The 18,861-nt window shown below is 63.9% G+C and carries 18 protein-coding genes; 8 read left to right on the forward strand and 10 right to left on the reverse strand.

Annotated features, from left to right (window positions below):
• Positions 1–100 precede the first annotated feature (100 nt).
• From B0G77_RS04325 to mpl, 10 genes are all read right to left on the reverse strand, one after another.
• On the reverse strand, positions 101–1,099 hold the full coding sequence (locus B0G77_RS04325; RefSeq protein ID WP_133661007.1) for an arabinose ABC transporter substrate-binding protein: 999 nt from the start codon (positions 1,097–1,099) through the stop codon (positions 101–103).
• A gap of 148 nt (positions 1,100–1,247) precedes the next feature.
• The gene (locus B0G77_RS04330) at positions 1,248–2,033 is read right to left on the reverse strand and encodes an SDR family oxidoreductase (RefSeq protein WP_133661008.1); all 786 of its coding nucleotides are present in this window, start codon (positions 2,031–2,033) and stop codon (positions 1,248–1,250) included.
• Positions 2,030–2,710: a 2-dehydro-3-deoxy-6-phosphogalactonate aldolase gene (locus tag B0G77_RS04335; RefSeq protein ID WP_133661009.1), complete on the reverse strand. Its 681-nt coding sequence runs from the start codon at positions 2,708–2,710 to the stop codon at positions 2,030–2,032. Before B0G77_RS04335 ends, B0G77_RS04330 begins: the two co-directional genes overlap by 4 nt.
• Before the next feature lie 30 nt (positions 2,711–2,740).
• Positions 2,741–3,856 carry a 2-dehydro-3-deoxygalactonokinase gene (locus tag B0G77_RS04340; RefSeq protein WP_133664036.1) on the reverse strand — a complete coding sequence of 372 codons (1,116 nt, stop codon included), beginning with the start codon at positions 3,854–3,856 and terminating at the stop codon, positions 2,741–2,743.
• Positions 3,857–3,921: 65 nt separating this feature from the next.
• On the reverse strand, positions 3,922–4,884 hold the full coding sequence (locus B0G77_RS04345) for an IclR family transcriptional regulator (RefSeq protein ID WP_243750931.1): 963 nt from the start codon (positions 4,882–4,884) through the stop codon (positions 3,922–3,924).
• Between the two features lie 1,007 nt (positions 4,885–5,891).
• Positions 5,892–6,611, reverse strand: coding sequence for a monofunctional biosynthetic peptidoglycan transglycosylase (gene mtgA, locus B0G77_RS04350; RefSeq protein ID WP_133661010.1), 720 nt, complete (start codon positions 6,609–6,611; stop codon positions 5,892–5,894).
• 109 nt (positions 6,612–6,720) lie between these two features.
• Positions 6,721–7,584 (reverse strand): shikimate dehydrogenase, encoded by an 864-nt coding sequence (gene aroE / locus B0G77_RS04355; RefSeq protein WP_133661011.1) that lies wholly within the window; start codon positions 7,582–7,584, stop codon positions 6,721–6,723.
• Positions 7,581–9,686, reverse strand: coding sequence for an RNB domain-containing ribonuclease (locus B0G77_RS04360; protein ID WP_133661012.1), 2,106 nt, complete (start codon positions 9,684–9,686; stop codon positions 7,581–7,583). Before B0G77_RS04360 ends, aroE begins: the two co-directional genes overlap by 4 nt.
• 99 nt (positions 9,687–9,785) lie before the next feature.
• Positions 9,786–10,403, reverse strand: a complete 618-nt coding sequence (locus B0G77_RS04365) for a YqiA/YcfP family alpha/beta fold hydrolase (protein WP_133661013.1) — start codon at positions 10,401–10,403, stop codon at positions 9,786–9,788.
• Positions 10,400–11,809, reverse strand: coding sequence for a UDP-N-acetylmuramate:L-alanyl-gamma-D-glutamyl-meso-diaminopimelate ligase (gene mpl, locus B0G77_RS04370; RefSeq protein WP_133661014.1), 1,410 nt, complete (start codon positions 11,807–11,809; stop codon positions 10,400–10,402). Before mpl ends, B0G77_RS04365 begins: the two co-directional genes overlap by 4 nt.
• Before the next feature lie 173 nt (positions 11,810–11,982).
• On the opposite strand from mpl, the gene B0G77_RS04375 reads away from it, so the two are divergent.
• The 8 genes from B0G77_RS04375 to tpx all read left to right on the forward strand — a co-directional run bounded on the left by B0G77_RS04375 (position 11,983) and on the right by tpx (position 18,790).
• Entirely contained in the window at positions 11,983–12,636 is a 654-nt protein-coding gene (locus B0G77_RS04375; protein ID WP_133661015.1) for a UDP-N-acetylmuramate--alanine ligase, read from the forward strand.
• Positions 12,637–12,653: 17 nt separating this feature from the next.
• A complete protein-coding gene (locus B0G77_RS04380) occupies positions 12,654–13,199 on the forward strand; it encodes a TlpA disulfide reductase family protein (protein WP_133661016.1) in 546 nt (181 codons plus the stop codon).
• 195 nt (positions 13,200–13,394) lie between these two features.
• Positions 13,395–13,850, forward strand: a complete 456-nt coding sequence (gene aroQ / locus B0G77_RS04385; protein ID WP_133661017.1) for a type II 3-dehydroquinate dehydratase — start codon at positions 13,395–13,397, stop codon at positions 13,848–13,850.
• 70 nt (positions 13,851–13,920) lie between these two features.
• Positions 13,921–14,391 (forward strand): acetyl-CoA carboxylase biotin carboxyl carrier protein, encoded by a 471-nt coding sequence (gene accB / locus B0G77_RS04390; RefSeq protein ID WP_133661018.1) that lies wholly within the window; start codon positions 13,921–13,923, stop codon positions 14,389–14,391.
• Between the two features lie 126 nt (positions 14,392–14,517).
• Positions 14,518–15,885: an acetyl-CoA carboxylase biotin carboxylase subunit gene (gene accC, locus B0G77_RS04395; protein ID WP_133661019.1), complete on the forward strand. Its 1,368-nt coding sequence runs from the start codon at positions 14,518–14,520 to the stop codon at positions 15,883–15,885.
• Between the two features lie 3 nt (positions 15,886–15,888).
• A complete protein-coding gene (gene prmA / locus B0G77_RS04400) occupies positions 15,889–16,791 on the forward strand; it encodes a 50S ribosomal protein L11 methyltransferase (RefSeq protein ID WP_133661020.1) in 903 nt (300 codons plus the stop codon).
• A gap of 48 nt (positions 16,792–16,839) precedes the next feature.
• Entirely contained in the window at positions 16,840–18,219 is a 1,380-nt protein-coding gene (locus B0G77_RS04405) for a zinc-ribbon and DUF3426 domain-containing protein (RefSeq protein ID WP_133661021.1), read from the forward strand.
• 70 nt (positions 18,220–18,289) lie between these two features.
• Positions 18,290–18,790: a thiol peroxidase gene (gene tpx / locus B0G77_RS04410; protein WP_133661022.1), complete on the forward strand. Its 501-nt coding sequence runs from the start codon at positions 18,290–18,292 to the stop codon at positions 18,788–18,790.
• Positions 18,791–18,861: the final 71 nt, after the last annotated feature.

Genomic DNA, 18,861 nt, shown 5'->3' on the forward strand with positions numbered 1-18,861 from the left:
CGGACCTATGTCCAACGGATGCCGCCTGATACCGGTAGGGGCGACCCGATGCGTCACGCATCCGGCCGCCCGTCCGCTACTGCCTGTTACCTGCTTCGACTTACTTCGATGCGAGACCCATCTTTTCGCGCACTTCGCTGACGTTATCGCGCGTGGCCAGCATGCCGGACGTCAGCGTGAGCATCGGCGGTTCCTTGCCTTGCGTAATCCAGGCATACATCAAATCCGAGGTTTCCTCGCCGTGGCGCTTCGGGCTGATGATCACGGTACCGAAGAAGCCCGTCGGGTTCGGCTTCTTGAACTCATTCAAGGCCGATTCCGAGCCGCCGATACCGATGCCGATCATGTTGTCGGCCTTGAAGCCGCGGCCTTCTGCTGCGCGCACCGAGCCGAGCACGCCTTCGTCGTTCAGCGCGTAGGCCACCCAGTGCTTGTACTGCGGGTTCTTCGTGAGCGCGATGTTGGCGGCGTTGAAGGCGTTTTCCGTGTCGGTCTTCGCCTGCGGCGCCGCGACGATGTTCGCCTTCGGGAAGCCGGCGGCGACGAGCGCATCGGTCGCGCCGGTCGTGCGATCATGCGCGGTCGGCAGTTGCTCGTAGGTGACATCGATCGCGCCGACGTCCTTCATGTCCCAGCCGCGCTTCTTGATTTCAGCCGCGAGGCCATCGCCGACCTGCTTGCCGATGTTGTAGGCCGAAATGCCCATGTGCGGCACGGATTCGATCGGCTTGCCCGCACCGTCGACGAGGCGGTCATCGACCGTCATCATCTTCAGGCCGTCAGCCTTCGCCTTCGCGACGATGCCCGGCCCGAGCTTCACATCCGGCGTGCAGATCACGAAGCCCTGCGCCTTCTGTGCCGCGAGGTTGTCGATTGCGCTCATTACCTTCTCGCCCGACGGCGCGCCGATCTTCACCAGCGTGAAACCCTTCTCTTTTGCAGCGACCTCGGCAAACTTCCATTCGTCCTGGAACCACGGCTCTTCCGGCTGCTTCACCAGAAAGCCGATTTTGACCGGGTCGGCGGCCTGCGCAGCCGTTGCGCTGAAGAGCACACCCGTCGCCGCTGCTGCCAACGTGAGGAAAATTCTACGTTTCATGATGCGTGTCTCCTGACTAATTCGTTGATAACGAGAAGGTAGTGGCCGCGTCTTCTTTTATCGGCTTTCTGTGACGCACGCGGCCAGTGCGTCACCCGACTGAAACTATCCGTTCGTCCTTCGTTTTCCCAGCTCAGCTGCGCCCCGCTCAGTCGTGGTAAAGCGCCGAGCGCCCGCCATCGACCGTGATGCAACTCGCGTTGATAAACGGCGCCTCGTCCGACGCAAGGAACACCGCCGTCATCGCCACTTCCTCCGGACGGCCGATGCGTTTCATCGGCTGCAGATCGAGCGTCGCCTGTTGCGCGGAAGCCGGATCCGCTTGCGCGTCCCACCAGTCGCGCGTCAGCTGGGTTTCGATATAGCCCGGCGCGATCGCATTCACCCGCACATTGCGCGGCGCGTATTCGATGCCGAGCGCGCGCGTGAGACCCAGCACGCCGTGTTTCGCAACCGGGTACGGAAAGCAGCCCGGAATGATCTTGAAGGCATGCGTCGAGGCGATATTCACGATGCTGCCCGCGCCGCGCTCGACCATGCCCGGCAACACCGCGCGACAGCCGTTCCAGACGCCGTCCAGATCGACTGCGAAGCAACGGCGCCAGTCGTCGTCGGTCATTGTCAGCGGATCGCAGAACACGTTGATGCCCGCGTTGTTCACCAGCACGGAGAGCGGACCGAACGCGCGCTCGGCTTCGCTTACTGCGTGCTGTACCGACGCGGACTGCGTCACGTCGGTCTCTACCGCCAGCACTTTCACGCCGTGTTGCCCGTGTCGTGCGGCGATCTCGCGTGCGGTGCGCTGCGCCGTTTCGATATCCAGTTCCGCCAGCACGACCGCCGCGCCTTCCCGTGCGAACGCGTGCGCAATCGCCGCACCGATTCCGCGACCGGCCCCGGTGATCAACGCGACCTTGTCGGCGAGCCGGTTCATCGACTTGCACCTGCCTTCGCGATGCGCAGGCCGTTGATGAACGCCTTCGCGTGCGACGCCGTGACCGCTGCGCTCTGGCCCGGCTTGTAGAGTGCTGATCCGAGGCCGAAGCCGTTTGCGCCGGCCGACAGGAACGGGCCCATGTTGTCCGGCGTGACGCCACCGACCGGCACGAGCGGCACTTCCGCCGCGATTACCGCGCGCCATGCCTTCACGACATGTGCGCCGAGCTGTTCAGCGGGGAACATCTTCAGCACGTCCGCGCCGTTCTTCAGCGCGATGAAGGCTTCGGTTGGCGTCGCGACGCCCGGCGCGCAGGCGAGGCCCTGCGCTTTCGCGGCGCAGACGACTTCCGGGTCGCTGTGCGGCATCACGATCACTTCGCCGCCGGCCGCCTTGACGTCGGCGACGAAGCTCGGGTGCAACACCGTCCCCGCGCCGACTATCGCATCGGCGGGCAACGCCTGACGGATCGCGGCAATGCTGTCGAAAGGCTGCGGCGAGTTAAGCGGCACTTCGACGATCCGGAAGCCCGCTTCGTACAGCGCGCGGCCGTGATCGGCGGCGTCGGCCGGTGTGACGCCGCGCATGATCGCAATCAGCGGGCACGCCTCGAACGCCGCGATCAGTCTCGCGTGCGGCATGTACGGTGCGGGCAGATTGATGTGAGGTTGCATGTCGAGTCCTTGGGCGTGTCGTGGGCTACGTCAGCCGGCGGTGCGCGTGGTGTTGCCCGCGCCGGCCCCGTTCGCTTTCGCGTTGTCTGCTGAGGGCACGGCGGCCATTGCGTGCGGATCGACCAGACCCGCCTGGGTGGCGATGCGCCACAGGCCGTGTTCGGTCGCCTGCTGGACGAGAGCCGCCTGAGTGCAGCCGAACTGCGCCAGTGCAAGCCGGTAGCGTTCGCACAGCGCGTCGTTGCCGATGAGCAGCAGTGACTTGCTGGCGAGCGTCGTTCCCTGCTGTGTGAGTAAGGTGTCGAGACCAGCCAGTTCATGGCCGATCAAGAGCCCGGACAGATAGTCCGGCTGCTGGTCGGCCGGAAGCTGCCCGGTCAGGCCGAGCGTGCGCGTGCTGAAAATCGTCGCGAGCACACCGGCGCGGCCTCGGGTTCGCGCGACGTTCACACCCCGGAGAAAGGCTTCGGTATCAGGAAGGTCCGGTGCGACCATCGTGCGGCCAAGTATCGTGTGATCGCGCAGCGCGGCGAACACTTCGCCCGTCATGAAGGTGTGAAAGCGTTCGATGCGGTCATCGCGCGCGACCGCCCATTTGGCGTGCGTGCCGGGCAGGCCAATCAGTACGCCGGCGTCATCCGGCGCTGCAGGCCGGGCGCTCAGCGCACCGAAGATCTGCGTTTCCTCGCCGCGCATCACATTTGGCAGTTCGCCGTGTTCGAGCACGCCCGGCACGATGTGCAGGGTAACGCCGCGCGCGGTCTGCACGCGAACGATGCCGGCGACGAGCGCGTCGGCACTGGCTGGCGTGTCAACGTACGGCGCTTCGAGCCAGCCTTGCGCACTGCCGACCATGCCCGCTGCGATGACAGGCAGATCCGTCCGGTGGTCGAGCCATACACCGCAAACCGCCTCGAACGCGACATCGAAGCCGCCTTCGGCGGCGGGACGCGGCAGATTCATGATGCCGGCCGCCGATGCGCGCGTCGCGAGCACCTCGCCCGACGCATTGAACAGATACGCACGCAGTGACGTCGTGCCCCAGTCGAGCGCGATCAGCGCGGCATGCCCGAGGTTCGCGACATCGGCGGCACGCGGGGCGTTTGCCGTACCTGACGACGTGTTCGCCGCGCCTGCGACGTCCATTGCGGTGGCAGCGTCTGCGGCAGACGCGCCACCTGCGCGGACGACGGGCGCGCTCCTCGACTGAGTCATCGTTTGATCCTGCGTGTGGCGGGTTGCGGCGCACGCCAGCCGAGTTCTTCAGAGATCGCGCGCGCTTCGCGCTGCACGACCGGGATCAGTTCATCCATGCGTTCGAGCGACATATAGGGAATCGTGCTCGCCACCGATAGCGCCGCGACTATCGCACCCGACGCGTCGCGCACGGGCGCGGCGACGCAGCGGATCGACGCTTCGTTCTCTTCGAGGTCGAAGGTATAGCCGCCCGTCGAGTAGTTGGTCATGCGCTGCATGAAAGTCAGCGAATCGGGACGGTTGTCCGGCTTGAAGGTGACGCCCGCGAGCGCGCGCCGCGATGCCTCGAAGAGCGAACGCCACGCGTCCGGGGTGAGGTCGAGCATCATCGCCTTGCCGATGCCGGTCGACGCGAGCGGCATCCGGTGACCGACGCGCGAGCGCATTTCGAGGCCGCGGGTGCCGGGAATCTTGTCGATATAGAGCACGTCATCGCCATCGCGCACACCGAGGTGGATCGTGTCGAGGGTCTGCTCGGCGAGCGCTTCGAGATGCGGATGCGCGACGGCGGTGAGCGGCATCTGTTCCAGCGCGATGGTGCCGAGTTCGATCAGCTTGGGTCCGAGGAGGTAGCCGCCCTGCACCTGACGCAGGTAGCGCGCCTGGACGAGGCTGCTGACCAGGCGATGCGTCGTGCTGCGGGTCGTGCCGAGCGCGGCGCCGAAGGTACGCAGGTCGCGCACGCCGGCGGCGGCGGCTTCAAGGATCGCGAGACCGCGCAGTAGCGTTTGCGTGCCCGCCTGCTGCGGCGTGACGTCGAGGAGCGTGCTCGGCAAACCGATGGAGTCGCACTGAGCCGCCTGCCCGGAGTGCGGCGCGGCGGAGCCGTTCGATCTCGCTGCCGTGTGGGGCGACGACGGATGCGACGGAAGCGCGTCGGCGTCGCGCGTCTCTTCTCGCCTATCGATGACGGACATGGCTGGTTTTGTCTCCGATTCGTTTTCTTGTACCTGCCCTTTCTCGCTGCGGGGCAGCCGGCGGTACTTTTCGCCTTGCGGCTTTGCTGGTCTGGATTGTAGGGCGGTTTTTTTGAAATCTCCAATATGTGAGTGATGGATTCATATATTGGGATTTTTTTGCTGCGCGGGCTGGGGTGGGGTTTTTGGCCTTTCCTTGTTTTGCTTCTGGTTTATTGGCGTTGCCCCTGTGCGGGGCGGCACCTACTTTTCTTTGTCCCCCAAGGGGACTTCCTTCGGGGCGTCTTCCAAAGAAAAGTAGGCAAAAGAAAGGCGCTTCGAAAACTCACCTCTTCAGGGTGTGTCGCTGACGGAGAATGGCCACCCATGAAGTGTCGCCCTCGCAGAAATGGCGACATAGGTCCCACACCAGACCGTCCCTCGCACAGTACCGCCCGTGACAAAGGACTCATCCATCCCACTCCGCACTGCGTGCGTCGCGGACCGGGTTGCTTCGTGGTGGAATTCAACGCGGCAGCGGCGTGTGAAGCGCTGCCGCGCGGCATCCGCCTCTTGCAAACGGCCATCATCATTGTCAACGCTGGTAGCCAGTTGCCGGTTAGCGTTCACCTTTTGATTGTTTGATCGTCCAGGTCGTCCGTCGCGGCGAAGTCCCGATACTCGCCAGTCTTCAGTACAACTGCGACTGAAGCGGTCCGCGACGCACGCAGTGAGGAGTGGGATGGATGAGTGCGGTACTGTGCGAGGGACGGTCTGGTGTGGGACCTATGTCGCCATTTCTGCGAGGGCGACACTTCATGGGTGGCCAATCTCCGTCAGCGACACACCCTGAAGAGGTGAGTTTTCGAAGCGCCTTTCTTTTGCCTACTTTTCTTTGGAAGACGCCCCGAAGGAAGTCCCCTTGGGGGACAAAGAAAAGTAGGTGCCGCCCCGCACAGGGGCAACGCCAATAAACCAGAAGCAAAACAAGGAAAGGCAACAACCAGAACCAAACCAGAGAAAAAATTTCACTGCGGCAATTCAGCCGCCCCCATCCGCCGTGCAATCACCCCGGCCCGCTGGGCAAGATATCCAGACCCCCGATGCTCGTCGAAATACTTAGGCCTCGGCAACATCACAGCAAGCCTCGCGGACTGCGCCGCGCCAAGCTTCGCGGCCGAAGTCCTGAAATAGTAATGAGCCGCCGCCTCGGCGCCATACACGCCATTGCCCCATTCGACGGAGTTGAGATAAATCTCGAAGATCCGTTCCTTGTCCATCAGCGTTTCGAGCATCCACGTGATGATCAGCTCCTGCCCCTTGCGGATGTAGCTCTTCTCCCGCGACAGAAACAGGTTGCGCGCCAGCTGCTGCGTAATCGTCGATCCGCCCCGGACGATCTTTCCGCGCGCCTTGTTCTTCTCCCACGCCTGCAGGATGGCGTCGGTCTCGTAGCCGTTGTTGCTAACGAAATTCGCATCCTCGGACGCAATGATCGCCCGCTTCAGGTTGCGCGAGATCTGGTCGTACGGCACCCACGTGTGCTGCACCGACAGATCCGGCCTGTCTTCGGACAGGCGCCACGCATCCGAGCGCATAAACGCGGTCGACTGGGGATTCACCGTCGTCCAGATCGCGATCTGCGCGAAGTAGAACAGTTGCGTCGCCACCCACGCGCACGCAAATACCGCGAACACGTAGACAACCCAACGGATGCCGCCCCGGCCCGCGTGCCTCGTTCGTGTCATCGTCGAAGTCCCCGGTTCGCCTGATTCTGAAATGTTCTGGCCGGCTCGCGCCGCATCTGCCACGTATGTCACGCCCGCCGCGCCCTCTGCACTTCTGGCACGCACATCGTCAGGCCGCCGACACCCGCATCATCTCGCGCAGTGCCGCCAGTACCGGCGCACCGTCCGGACGCATGCCGCGCCATACAAAGAACGATTCCGCCGCCTGCTCGACCAGCATGCCCAGACCGTCCGCCGGGCGCGCGCCAAATGCCTGCGCGTGACGCATGAAAACCGTAGGTTGTGCGCCGTACATCATGTCGTACGCAAGCGTGCCCGCACCAAACGCGCGGTCGTCGCAATCTGGCAGCGACGCATCGAGACTGCCGGCCGTCGCGTTGACGATCACGTCGTAAGCGCCCGGTTCGATCGCGTGTACGCCACCACCTTTCAGACGACAGCCAGCCTCGCGCGCCGCCCCGGCAAATTGCGCGACGAGCTCTTCGGCTTTGGTTCGGGTACGGTTCACGATAGTCAGTGTGTGCGGCAGGCGTTCGAGTATCGGCAACACGACGCCGCGCGCCGCGCCGCCGGCACCGAGCAGCAAAATGCGCGCGCCCTTCAGCGGGACGCCGAGATTGCGCTCGATGTCGCTCACGAGGCCGACCCCGTCCGTGTTATCGCCATAGATACCGTCCGCGCCAAAGCGCAGCGTGTTGACTGCGCCCGCCGCCGCGGCGCGCGGCGACAGGGTGTCGGCCAGCGCGTGCGCTTCGAGCTTGAACGGGACGGTCACGTTCATGCCGCGGCCACCCGCTTCGATGAACGCACGCACATGTGGCACGAACGCATCGACGGGCGCCAGCAGATGGGTGTATTCAATGGGTTCACCCGTTTGCTCGGCGAACCGCGCATGGATCAGCGGCGACTTGCTATGCGCTATCGGATTGCCGATGACCGCATAACGGTCGCGTGGCGTGTTCGACTCGCTCATCGTCCGGGCTCCGTCACTTGCTGGTCGGCCGAGGCACTGTCGCCAGCGGCTTCGCTTTCGTTGTCCTGCTCGCCTTCACCGTTCGCACCGTCGGCTTCGGCCTGTGCTTCGGCTTCGCTTTCCGCGGATTCGTCGGCGGCGTCGATCAGCTCTTCTTCGGCTTCGTCCGCTTCTTCGGCTTCGGCGCCGCCCGTCACCTGCGGCGCATCAAGCACATGCAGCGGCCGCACGGATGCTTCGACCGTCAGCTCATCGATCGACATCACTTCGAGCATGATCCGCGTGCCCCGTGCGTGCACGCCGAGACCCGGCACATGCAGCAGCAAGGGCACTTCTTCGAGCCGCACCAGATCGCCCTTCACCACCGATGCGACCACCTGCTTGCGGCCTTCCTGACGGATCCAGCGCAAGCACCAGAAATACTCCATGCGCCGCTGATGATCGGCGTATGCGCTATAGGTATCGTCGAAACCCTGCACGACTGCGTACAGGTCCGCGTCCTTCGGTTTGAACGGTGCGGCGAGCTTCGCGGTCACACCGTGCTGCACGCAGGCGAACAGTTGCCACTGGTTCACGAGGTCGACATAGCGACGCAGCGGCGACGTGCTCCACGCGTACTGCGCCACGCCGAGACCTTCGTGCGGTGCGGCGGAAGTCTGCATGCGCGTGCGCTTCGGCCCGGTGGGCGCGCCGAACGCGCGTTGCGACCGGTAGATGCCCGGTACGCCGTGGTCGTGCAGGAACGCCCCCCACGACGAGTTCGCGAGAATCGCCAGTTCCGCGACGATCGTGTCGAGCGGCGAGCCGCGCCGGCGCGGCGTGATCGTTATATGCTCGCCTTCGACGTAGAAGTTGAAATCGGTGTTGCGCTGCACTTCGCGCCTCAGACCGTAGCCGGCGCGCGCCTGCTGGCGCTTTTCAAACAGCGCCTGCGCAAACGGCCACAGCACGGCGATGTCGTCCTTGTGCGGATACTCGCCGGTGCCGGCCGTGAGAGCCTCTTCGGTGACGAGCTCGTCCAGCGTGTTGTGCCGCAGGTTGTTCTTCACGAACACGAGTTCGGCGCGTGTCTCGGTCGCGACGATGTCCAGGGTTTCGCGATTGACGATCACATACAGCGACAGCGCCGGCCGCAGCCCGCCTTCCTTCAGCGTGAACGCATCGACCACGTCGTCCGGCAGCATCGTAATCTTGTCGCCGGGCATGTAGACCGTGGACAGACGCCCGCGCGCGATCGCATCGACCGCATCGCCGCGCTCGATGCCAAGCGCCGGCGCCGCGATGTGCACGCCGATCCGCACACGGCCGTCGGACAGATGCTCGACAGAGAAGGCATCGTCGATTTCAGTCGTGGTGATGTCGTCGATCGAGAAGGCTTCGACTTCGGCTTCCGGCAGATCCTCCGGCAATCCGCCGACCGTCACCGGTGGGAAACCTGTGCCGTGCGGGAAATATTCGGACAAAAAGCGCGCTTCGTGCAGCGCACGCGCCGACGGAATGCCACCGCAATCAAGCATCAAGCGCGCCATCGAAATGCCGCGCGCCGCAGCGGCCGCTTCGAGCGCCTTGTATTCGATCGCGTTCTTGTCAGGCTTCGTCAGGAGGCCGAGCGCCTTGCCGGCAAATGCCTCCGGCAGACGTCCCGCCTTCAGTTCATCTTCGTAGCCGGCCTGCACCAGCGCCTGCTGGCGCTTGCGCTCGAGACCCGCGAGCGCCATCTTCAGCTGCTCCTGCGGCGCGCGCTGATATTGCCCGCGCCCCTTGCGGCGGAAATACACTGGCGCGCCATGCATGCACAGCACCAGCGCTGCGCGCTCGATAGCGCCGAACGCGTCGCCGAAGTACTCCTTGCCGAGTTCAGCGAAGGCAAACTCCTCGTCCGGCGCGCATTCCCACAGGAAATCCAGATCGATGTCCTGCGCGGCGGCGTCGGCCTGCTGCATCAGTTCGGCGGCGGTGGGCTTTTCGAATTCGATCAATACGTCCTTGGCACGCACTTTCGCACGCCGGCCGCCTGGCAATTCGACCTGAAAGGCGTCACCTTGACGCGACAGCACGCTGCCCGCCTTGAAACTGCCCGATTCCTCAAAGAAAACGTTCACTCAATACTCTCGCTCAGACTTCCATCAACCGGCGCGCATCGCGGCGCGCGTCCGGCTTCGTGTTCGTGGTGGTGGTCCGCGTGCCGCCGCCCAGCCGGGTTAGCGTGCCTGGCGTGCGCCCGCGGAATAAGGAATCATGTCGCCTTCGGCTGCCGGCAGCGCATCGCAAAATGCGAGCACATCGTTGACATATTCCGGAAACTCGCTGATCGCGTGGTCGCTGCCTTGTATCAGTGTGGTCCGTGCGCCCGGATAATGCGCGAGCATTTCGCGGTAATCGAGCACTTCGTCGCCGGTTGCGGCAATCAGATAATAGCGTTCGGGCCGCGTGACCGCCTCAACTCCGAGCGCACGCAATTCGTCCAGATGATGCGGCTCGACGACGATGCTGCCGCCGCCGTGCCACAGCGGCTGCTCGCCGAGGTACTGGCTCAGGTCGCGCTGCGGCACGATTGCCGGATTCAGCAGCACCGCCGGCCAGCCGTGCTTTTCGGCGAGATGCGTCGCGAAATAGCCGCCGAGCGAACTGCCGATCACGGTCACCTTCGAGGCACCGGCGGCGAGCGATTCAGCAAGCGCTACCGTCTCGACCGGCGACACCGGGAGCATCGGGCAGCACCATTCGTCGCTGCGCCCCAGTTCAGCAAGGCGCGCCGCCAGCACGCGAGCCTTGAACGAGCCTGGCGACGAACGGAATCCGTGCAGATAAAGAATCACCCGACGCCTCGTTCGCGTACAGCCGGCCGTGCCGACAACGCATCGAGCAGCTTCTGGTGCACGCCGCCGAAACCGCCATTGCTCATTACCAGCACCTGATCGCCCGGCTGGGCGAGCGCAACGACGGCTTTGACGAGCCCGTCCAGATCGCTGAACGCCTGCGCCTTGTCGCCAAGCGGCGCAAGCGCTTCGCCGAGATCCCAGCCGAGCGCATCGCGGCCGGTCGGCGCGCCATAGCCAAAAACGAGATCGGCGTCCGCGAGACTCGCCGGCAGTTGCGCCTTCATCACACCGAGCTTCATCGTGTTCGAACGCGGTTCGAGCACCGCCAGAATCCGCGTGCGCTCACGCCCGACGCGCGTGCGCAGACCGGCGATCGTGGTTTCGATGGCGGTCGGATGATGCGCGAAATCGTCGTAGACGGTCACGCCGTCGACGCTGCCGCGCACTTCCATCCGGCGCTTCACGTTGCGGAAAGTCGCGAGCGAGCGCGCCGCCTGCGCGGGCGGCACACCAATGTGGCGCGCCGCGGCGATCGCGGCGATCGCATTCATCCGGTTGTGATCGCCCTGCACCATCCATTCGACGACGCCCGTGCGTTCGCCGTTGTGATACACGGCAAAACACTCGTCGACCGGCACGCCGTCTTCCGCCGGCAACGCCTGCCAGCCGCCTTCGACGCCGAAACGCTCCACCTCGCTCCAGCAGCCGCGCGCGAGGACACGCTCGAGCGCACTTTCGCGGCCGTTGGTGATGATCCGGCCAATGCCGGGAACCGTGCGGACGAGATGATGAAATTGCGTTTCGATCGCCGCCAGATCGGGAAAGATGTCGGCGTGATCGAATTCCAGGTTATTCAGGATCGCCGTGCGCGGCCGGTAGTGGACGAACTTCGAGCGCTTGTCGAAGAACGCTGTGTCATATTCGTCCGCTTCGATCACGAAGAAGCTCGAATCGGTGAGCCGCGCCGACACGCCGAAATTCAGCGGCACGCCACCGATCAGAAAGCCGGGGTTCATGCCGGCGTCCTCGAGAAGCCAGGTCAGCATCGACGTCGTCGTGGTCTTGCCGTGCGTACCGGCCACCGCAAGCACCCATTTGCCGTTTAGCACGTGCTCGCCGAGCCATTGGGGACCGGACGTGTACGGCAGGCCGCGATCGAGGATCGCTTCCATCAGGGGATTGCCGCGCGACACGACGTTGCCGATGACGAACAGATCAGGCTTCAGATCGATCTGCTCCTTGCCGTAACCCTCAATAAGCTCGATGCCGAGCGCCTCGAGCTGTGTGCTCATCGGCGGATAAACGCCGGCGTCGCAGCCGGTCACCTTGTGGCCCGCGGTGCGCGCGAGCGCGGCGAGGCCGCCCATGAAGGTGCCGCAGATGCCGAGGATGTGGATGTGCATAAGCCTGTCGTGCCGCGCGGGCGTATTTTTTGCGTGGGAAGGATTGCGCAGGACGGGTCTGCGCGACCGTCTGCAAAGGACGGTATTGTAACCGACGCCCTTTGCAGGCCCGCGCGCCGGCGTACCGCAGCCCCCGAAAAAGGCCGCCAGGCAATCTCTAGTATGATTGACGGATGGTTCGCAAATCACATTTCGATCCGCAGCGCGTGCGCGAGGAAATCGCGATCGCGGCTGCGAGGATGATCGCCGAAGACGGGTTGGACTACTCAACGGCCAAGCGCAAGGCTGCACGCCAGGTCGTCGGGGAAACGCGCGTCGCTGGCGAATGGCTGCCCGATAACGATCAGATAGAAGAGGAAATCCGCGAGTATCAGGTGCTGTTCCAGGGTGACAGCCAGCCGCACGTACTGCGCCGTCTGCGCGAAGTGGCGCTCGACTGGATGCAGCGCCTCGCTCCGTTCAATCCTTATCTGACAGGCGCCGTGCTGGGCGGCACGGCAGGCGAACATTCCGACGTGCATCTGCAGGCATTCTGCGACAACCCGAAGGAAGTCGCGATTTATCTGCTGAATGCGAACATCCCGTATGACGTCTCCGAGACGCGCCATTTTGCTGGGCGCGGTTACGTCGAGACCCTGAGTTTCATGTGGCGGCCGGAGCGCGAAGGTCGCGACGCGGACCCGGTTGGCGTACACATCGCGCTATACGATACCGACGATCTGCGCGGCGCCGTGCGCGCCGATGCGCGCGGCCGCCTCGCACGCGCGAACGCGCAGGCGGTCCAGACGCTGCTCGACGACAGCGGCGCGACCTCTTCAACCAGTTAGTAAGCAGACAGAGAACGATGAAGCGGATTCTGGCAGGCCTGACGGTAGCCATCATCGCCGCAGCGGGCGGCGCAACAGCAGGCCACTGGCTCATGCACGACAACGACGCCGAAACGGCGCATGCCGCCACACCTGCGGAGCGTGACGCGGTAGCCCGGTTGTGGACGGCCGCGGTGACCAACCCTGACGGCAAGCCGCAATCGCTCGAGATGTTCAAGGACCATCCGGTCGTGATCAATTTCTGGGCTTCGTGGTGCGGACCGTGCGTCGAGGAAATGCCAGCGCTCTCGCAGCTTCATCGCGAGTACGCAAAGAAGGGCATCGAGTTTGTCGGGCTCGGCGTCGACTCAGATAAAAACATCAAGGCGTTCCTTCAGAAAGTGAAGGTCGACTACCCGGTCTACGTCGCCGGTTTCGGCGGTGCGGATATCGCACGTGCTTTCGGCAACACGGCAGGCGGCCTACCCTATACGGTCGTTATTGACGCAAAAGGCACCGTTCTTTCGACAAAATTAGGACAAATCCAGCCAGCCGAGCTGAAGCGTACGCTCGACGCGCTTTGAGCGAAATATCCTGGAAGAATGCAACTTGTTCGCCGAACGGCTTTTTTTCGGGGTAGATTGAGCGAACTTACCCGATTATCGTGATATCGATCTGGCGCATGCGATGCGGCGGATCTCCGTGTACGACCGGGAAACTAGACAAGTTTCTCTAATCAGCGCTAAAGTTCGCGCAATTCCACGGAAAAAGAATCGACCATGACGCGACTGCTGGTTCTGCACGGCCCCAACCTCAATCTTCTCGGCACCCGGGAACCCGAGGTCTATGGCCGCGTGACCCTGCCGCAGATCGATCAGGCACTGGCCGATCGCGCAGCAGACGCCGGCGCCGAAATTGCGTCATTCCAGAGCAACCATGAGGGAGCGCTGGTCGATCGCATCCAGTCCGCACGGATCGAAAAAACCGATTTCATCCTGATCAATCCCGCCGCGTACACGCACACCAGCGTGGCGATTCGGGACGCACTTGCGGGGGTCGACATCCCGTTCGTCGAGATTCATCTCTCGAACGTGCATCGTCGCGAACCGTTCCGGCATCATTCGTATTTCTCCGACCAGGCTGAGGGCGTGATTTGCGGTCTTGGCTGGAAGGGATATCTGTACGCACTCGAATTCGCACTTGACCGGCTTTCCGCCGGCTCGGCGCGCGGCTGACACCAACACACTAATTCAGAGCCGGTCGGCGTCGACCGCCGGCACTTCACGCATTGAAAGGGGATGCCCAATGGATCTACGTAAACTGAAAACTCTGATCGACCTCGTCTCCGAGTCCGGCATTTCGGAACTCGAAGTCACCGAAGGCGAGGGCAAGGTCCGCATCGTCAAGAATGCGCCGCCGGTTTACGTGCAGCCGTCCACCCCGTATGCACCGCAGTACTCCGGTCCGGTTCCGGCGCCGGGCGGCGCGCTCGAAGCGCCCGCCGCCAGCGCGCCCGCCACGCCGGCTCCAGCCGCACCGCAGGGCCACGTCGTGACCTCGCCGATGGTCGGCACGTTCTATCGCGCGCCATCGCCGGGCGCCGATCCGTTCGTCCAGGTGGGCGACACGGTCAAGGAAGGCCAGACCATCTGCATCATCGAAGCGATGAAGCTCCTGAACGAGATCGAATCCGACATGTCGGGCGTGGTCAAGGAAATCCTCGTCGAAAACGGTCAGGCGGTCGAGTACGGTCAGCCGCTCTTCGTGGTCGGCTAACCGGCGCGTCTTTTTTCCGCCGCCCGCGTGTGCCCGTCCCGGCGTGCGCCACCGATCCTCTGAGGCAGCCGCTGCGTCGTGGTCACCCCCGCGCCGCGGCGCCCATTGATGAGTCGAAAATCCGCTATGTTTGAAAAAATCCTCATTGCCAATCGCGGCGAAATCGCGCTCCGTATCCAGCGCGCGTGCCGCGAACTCGGCGTCAAGACGGTCGTCGTCTATTCTGAAGCCGACAAGGAAGCCAAGTACGTGAAGCTCGCCGACGAGGCCGTCTGTATCGGCCCGGCGCCTTCGAACCTGAGCTATCTGAACATGCCGGCGCTGATCAGCGCGGCCGAAGTCACCGACGCCGAAGCGATTCACCCCGGCTACGGCTTCCTGTCTGAAAACGCCGATTTTGCCGAGCGCGTCGAACAGTCGGGCTTCGTGTTCATCGGCCCGCGTCCGGAGACCATCCGCCTGATGGGCGACAAGGTCTCGGCCAAGCAGACAATGATCAAGACGGGCGTGCCGTGCGTCCCGGGCTCGGAAGGCGCATTGCCGGAAGATCCGAAGGAAATCGTCAAGATCGCCCGCGCGGTCGGCTATCCGGTGATCATCAAGGCGGCCGGCGGCGGCGGCGGGCGCGGCATGCGCGTCGTCCACACCGAAGCGGCGCTCGTCAACGCGGTCAACATGACGCGCGAAGAAGCCGGCCGGGCGTTCGGCAATCCGCAGGTCTACATGGAGAAATTCCTCGAGAACCCGCGGCACATCGAGATCCAGGTGCTGGCCGATTCGTTCAAGAACGCGGTCTGGCTCGGTGAACGTGACTGCTCGATGCAGCGCCGTCACCAGAAGGTGATTGAAGAAGCGCCGGCGCCGGGCATCGCGCGCCGCCTGATCGAGCGCATTGGCGACCGCTGTGCGGAGGCCTGCAAGAAGATGGGCTACCTCGGCGCGGGCACGTTCGAATTCCTGTACGAAAACGGCGAGTTCTACTTCATCGAAATGAACACGCGCGTGCAGGTCGAGCATCCGGTGACCGAGCTGATTACCGGCGTCGACATCGTGCAGGAGCAGATCCGCATCGCGGCCGGCGAAAAGCTCGCGTTCCGTCAGCGCGACATCGTCTTCAAGGGTCACGCGATCGAATGCCGGATCAACGCTGAAGATCCGTTCAAGTTCATCCCGTCGCCGGGGCGTCTCACGTCATGGCATATGCCGGGCGGCCCGGGCATCCGTGTCGATTCGCACGTGTATAACGGCTATTTCGTGCCGCCGAACTATGATTCAATGATCGGCAAGCTGATCGCCTACGGCGCAACGCGCGAGCAGGCTATCAAACGGATGCGCATCGCGCTGTCGGAAATGGTGGTCGAAGGCATCCAGACCAACATCCCGCTGCATCGCGAACTGATGCTCGACGCGAAGTTCGTCGAGGGCGGCACGAGCATTCACTACCTCGAAAACCGGCTGGCCGCGAAGCTGCAGGCCGCACCGGAAGAGGCGTAAGGAATGAGCTACCGGGAACTCATCGTCGAGCTGGACCGCGCGCACGCGGAGGACCTTTCCGACGCGCTGCTCGATCTGGGCGCGCTGTCCGTGTCGGTGGAAGACGCCGATGCCGACACGCCCGACGAGCAGCCGCTCTTCGGCGAGCCCGGTCTTATACCTGAGCGCACCGCGTGGGAGCGCTCACGCGTGATAGCGTTGCTCGCAACGGAGCATGACCCGGCGGTGCTGCTCGCCGCCGCGGCCAACCAGCTCGGCCTTGCGTCGACGCCCACGTTCGCCGTGCGCGAAGTCGAGGAGCAGGACTGGGTGCGGCTGACGCAGTCGCAGTTCGATCCGATCTCGATTGGTCAGCGGATCTGGGTCGTACCCTCGTGGCACGATGCGCCGGATCCGGACGCCCTCGTTCTCGAACTCGATCCGGGTCTCGCTTTCGGCACCGGCAGCCATCCGACGACGCGTCTCTGCATGGAATGGCTCGAGCAGAACGTGAAGCCCAATCAATCGGTGCTCGATTACGGTTGCGGCTCCGGCATACTTGCAATTCTCGCGAAGAAGTGCGGCGCGAACCCGGTGATCGGCATCGACATCGACCCGCAGGCGGTTGAATCGGCTCGTCACAACAGCGAGCGCAACCGCGCGGAAGTCACCTACGGCCTGCCCGATGAGTGCCCGGACGGCGAGTTCGATATCGTCGTTGCGAATATTCTGTCGAATCCGCTGAAGCTGATGGCTTCGATGCTGTCGTCGAAGGTAAAACCTGGCGGCCGGATCGCCCTGTCGGGCATTCTCGCGCGGCAGGCGGAAGAAGTGGCACGCGTCTACGAGCGGTGGATCGACATCTCGGTCTGGCGCGAACACGAAGGTTGGGTCTGCCTCGGGGGGACCAGACGCGAAAGCCATTAGAATAGGCTGTATTGTCCATTCAACAGCCTTTTGGCGTCCCGGCTCAATATGCTCCTGGCAACTCGCTGCCCTTTTTGCGAAACGGTTTTCCGACTTCACCCGGCCCATCTTGCGTCGCGGCGTGGCCTTGTGCGTTGTGGATATTGCCAGGAAGTCTTCGACGCCTCGACCAGTCTGTTCGAAGTCGACCCCAACGGCGATTTCTCGACGGCGAAGCCGGTCATACCTGAGGCCATATCGACGCTGACGTCCGGTGAAAAACCGGGCGAAGCGGCTGCGCTTCCCACGAACGAGTCGCACGTTACGAAGGATGCCGGGCCGGCTGCGGACGAAATCGAGCCGCACGGCCCGGCGGCGAGCACTGCGCCGCAAACGTCGGACGAAGAAACGCACCAGAGCCCAGCAGGCCGACCCAACTTCAAGTCCGACGCCTGGAACCCCTGGGCACCCGTACCGGACGCCGTCATCGACGAGCGGCTCAAACACTCGGCGAAGAATCTCCCTTACCGTCCACTGTCGGAATCTGCGACAGCGGTGCTGAAGCAGGCACTGGAGCGCGAAGCACGGCATCGCAACAGCGAAAACGGAGCGGATCACTCACAGGAACACGACGTCCCGATCGTTGACGAACCCGTGCACGAAGCCTCGGGCGAACGCGCGCACGACCGGACACACGGTCATGAGATCAACGGGCGGCAGGCGCCAGCCTGGCCCACGGTTGAACCGGTCGCAGAAGGGCCGGTCGCAGCCGAACCGCTTCCCGGGCCGCATATCGAACCGGTTTTCGCAGTTTCGCCCGCGGCGGACATTCCGGCCCAAGGCCAGGTCTCCCCTGACAGCGAACCGCATTTCGGCAGGCCCGCCCCCGAACCGTTCGCCGCCATGACACCGGATAGCGGCGCGGAGCCGTTTGCCGTCGTACGCGAAGAGCGCGCGGCCGAACCGCGCCGGCTTGGCTGGCGTATCCTCGGGGCGCTCGTGGCGCTCGTGCTGCTGGTCGTGCTGCTTGCCCAGCTCGCGTGGTGGCAGCGCGAAACCGTCATGGTCTACTGGCCACGCTCGCAGATGCTGTTCGCACAAGCCTGTGCGCAAATGGGCTGTACGATCGCGCCGCCGCGCGACCTCGACGGCCTCCAGCTCGGTGCGTCGGATCTGCGGCAGGTGGACAGCCCGCATCAGCTCGAGCTGAGAATGCCGCTACGTAACCGTTTCGGCGTCCCGCTGGCGTATCCCGGGGTCGAACTGACGCTGCTCGACACGCACAACAACGTCGTGCTGCGCCGCGTGCTGCAGCCGAAGGACTACGTCGCACCCGGCACGCCGATCGAAGCCGGCCTGCCGCCACACACGACGCAAACCATGATCGTTCGCCTCGACACGGGGGACGCGGTCGCCTCTAATTTCCTCGTACAGATCTTCTATCCGTAACGGTCCTCTCGCGCGCCCGGGCTGAAGCGGGCGCGATTCTCGTCAAACCCTGACACATTTGGAGCACAACATGAGTCAAGTCACGCTGGGTGGCAACCCGATCGAAGTAGCCGGCACGTTCCCGTCCGTGGGCCAGAAGGCGCCCGCGTTCTCGCTCGTTGGCAAGGATCTGAAGCCGGTTTCGCTGGCGGATTTCGCCGGCAAGCGCAAGGTGCTCAACATCGTCCCGAGCCTCGACACACCGACCTGCGCCACGTCGACGCGCAAGTTCAACGAAGCGGCCGCGAATCTCTCGAACACGACAGTGATCGTCGTGTCCGGCGATCTGCCGTTCGCCGCATCGCGCTTCTGCACGACTGAAGGCATCGAGAACGTCGTCACGGCGTCGACGTTCCGCGGCCATGACTTCGCGAAGGCCTACGGCGTCGACGTAACGAGCGGCCCGCTGACCGGCCTTACGGCGCGCGCCGTAGTCGTCATCGACGAAAACGACAACGTCGTGCATACGGAACTCGTCAGCGAAATCAAGAACGAGCCGAACTACGACGCCGCGCTCAACGCACTGAAATAGACCTGTCGCACGTGAGCCCGCGCCGCGCAACCGCGCGGCGCTTTTGCATCGGGCTTCACATATCGGGCGCC

Source organism: Paraburkholderia sp. BL10I2N1 (assembly GCF_004361815.1).
GTDB lineage: Bacteria > Pseudomonadota > Gammaproteobacteria > Burkholderiales > Burkholderiaceae > Paraburkholderia.

Coding starts and splice junctions, on each gene's coding strand:
- mtgA (WP_133661010.1), bottom strand. CDS start 6,611: ATGACACGAACGAGGCACGCGGGCCGGGGCGGCATCCGTTGGGTTGTC.
- aroE (WP_133661011.1), bottom strand. CDS start 7,584: ATGAGCGAGTCGAACACGCCACGCGACCGTTATGCGGTCATCGGCAAT.
- accC (WP_133661019.1), top strand. CDS start 14,518: ATGTTTGAAAAAATCCTCATTGCCAATCGCGGCGAAATCGCGCTCCGT.
- B0G77_RS04335 (WP_133661009.1), bottom strand. CDS start 2,710: ATGCAACCTCACATCAATCTGCCCGCACCGTACATGCCGCACGCGAGA.
- mpl (WP_133661014.1), bottom strand. CDS start 11,809: ATGCACATCCACATCCTCGGCATCTGCGGCACCTTCATGGGCGGCCTC.
- B0G77_RS04345 (WP_243750931.1), bottom strand. CDS start 4,884: ATGTCCGTCATCGATAGGCGAGAAGAGACGCGCGACGCCGACGCGCTT.
- accB (WP_133661018.1), top strand. CDS start 13,921: ATGGATCTACGTAAACTGAAAACTCTGATCGACCTCGTCTCCGAGTCC.
- B0G77_RS04405 (WP_133661021.1), top strand. CDS start 16,840: ATGCTCCTGGCAACTCGCTGCCCTTTTTGCGAAACGGTTTTCCGACTT.
- B0G77_RS04330 (WP_133661008.1), bottom strand. CDS start 2,033: ATGAACCGGCTCGCCGACAAGGTCGCGTTGATCACCGGGGCCGGTCGC.
- prmA (WP_133661020.1), top strand. CDS start 15,889: ATGAGCTACCGGGAACTCATCGTCGAGCTGGACCGCGCGCACGCGGAG.
- B0G77_RS04325 (WP_133661007.1), bottom strand. CDS start 1,099: ATGAAACGTAGAATTTTCCTCACGTTGGCAGCAGCGGCGACGGGTGTG.
- B0G77_RS04340 (WP_133664036.1), bottom strand. CDS start 3,856: ATGGACGTCGCAGGCGCGGCGAACACGTCGTCAGGTACGGCAAACGCC.
- B0G77_RS04380 (WP_133661016.1), top strand. CDS start 12,654: ATGAAGCGGATTCTGGCAGGCCTGACGGTAGCCATCATCGCCGCAGCG.
- B0G77_RS04375 (WP_133661015.1), top strand. CDS start 11,983: ATGGTTCGCAAATCACATTTCGATCCGCAGCGCGTGCGCGAGGAAATC.
- aroQ (WP_133661017.1), top strand. CDS start 13,395: ATGACGCGACTGCTGGTTCTGCACGGCCCCAACCTCAATCTTCTCGGC.
- tpx (WP_133661022.1), top strand. CDS start 18,290: ATGAGTCAAGTCACGCTGGGTGGCAACCCGATCGAAGTAGCCGGCACG.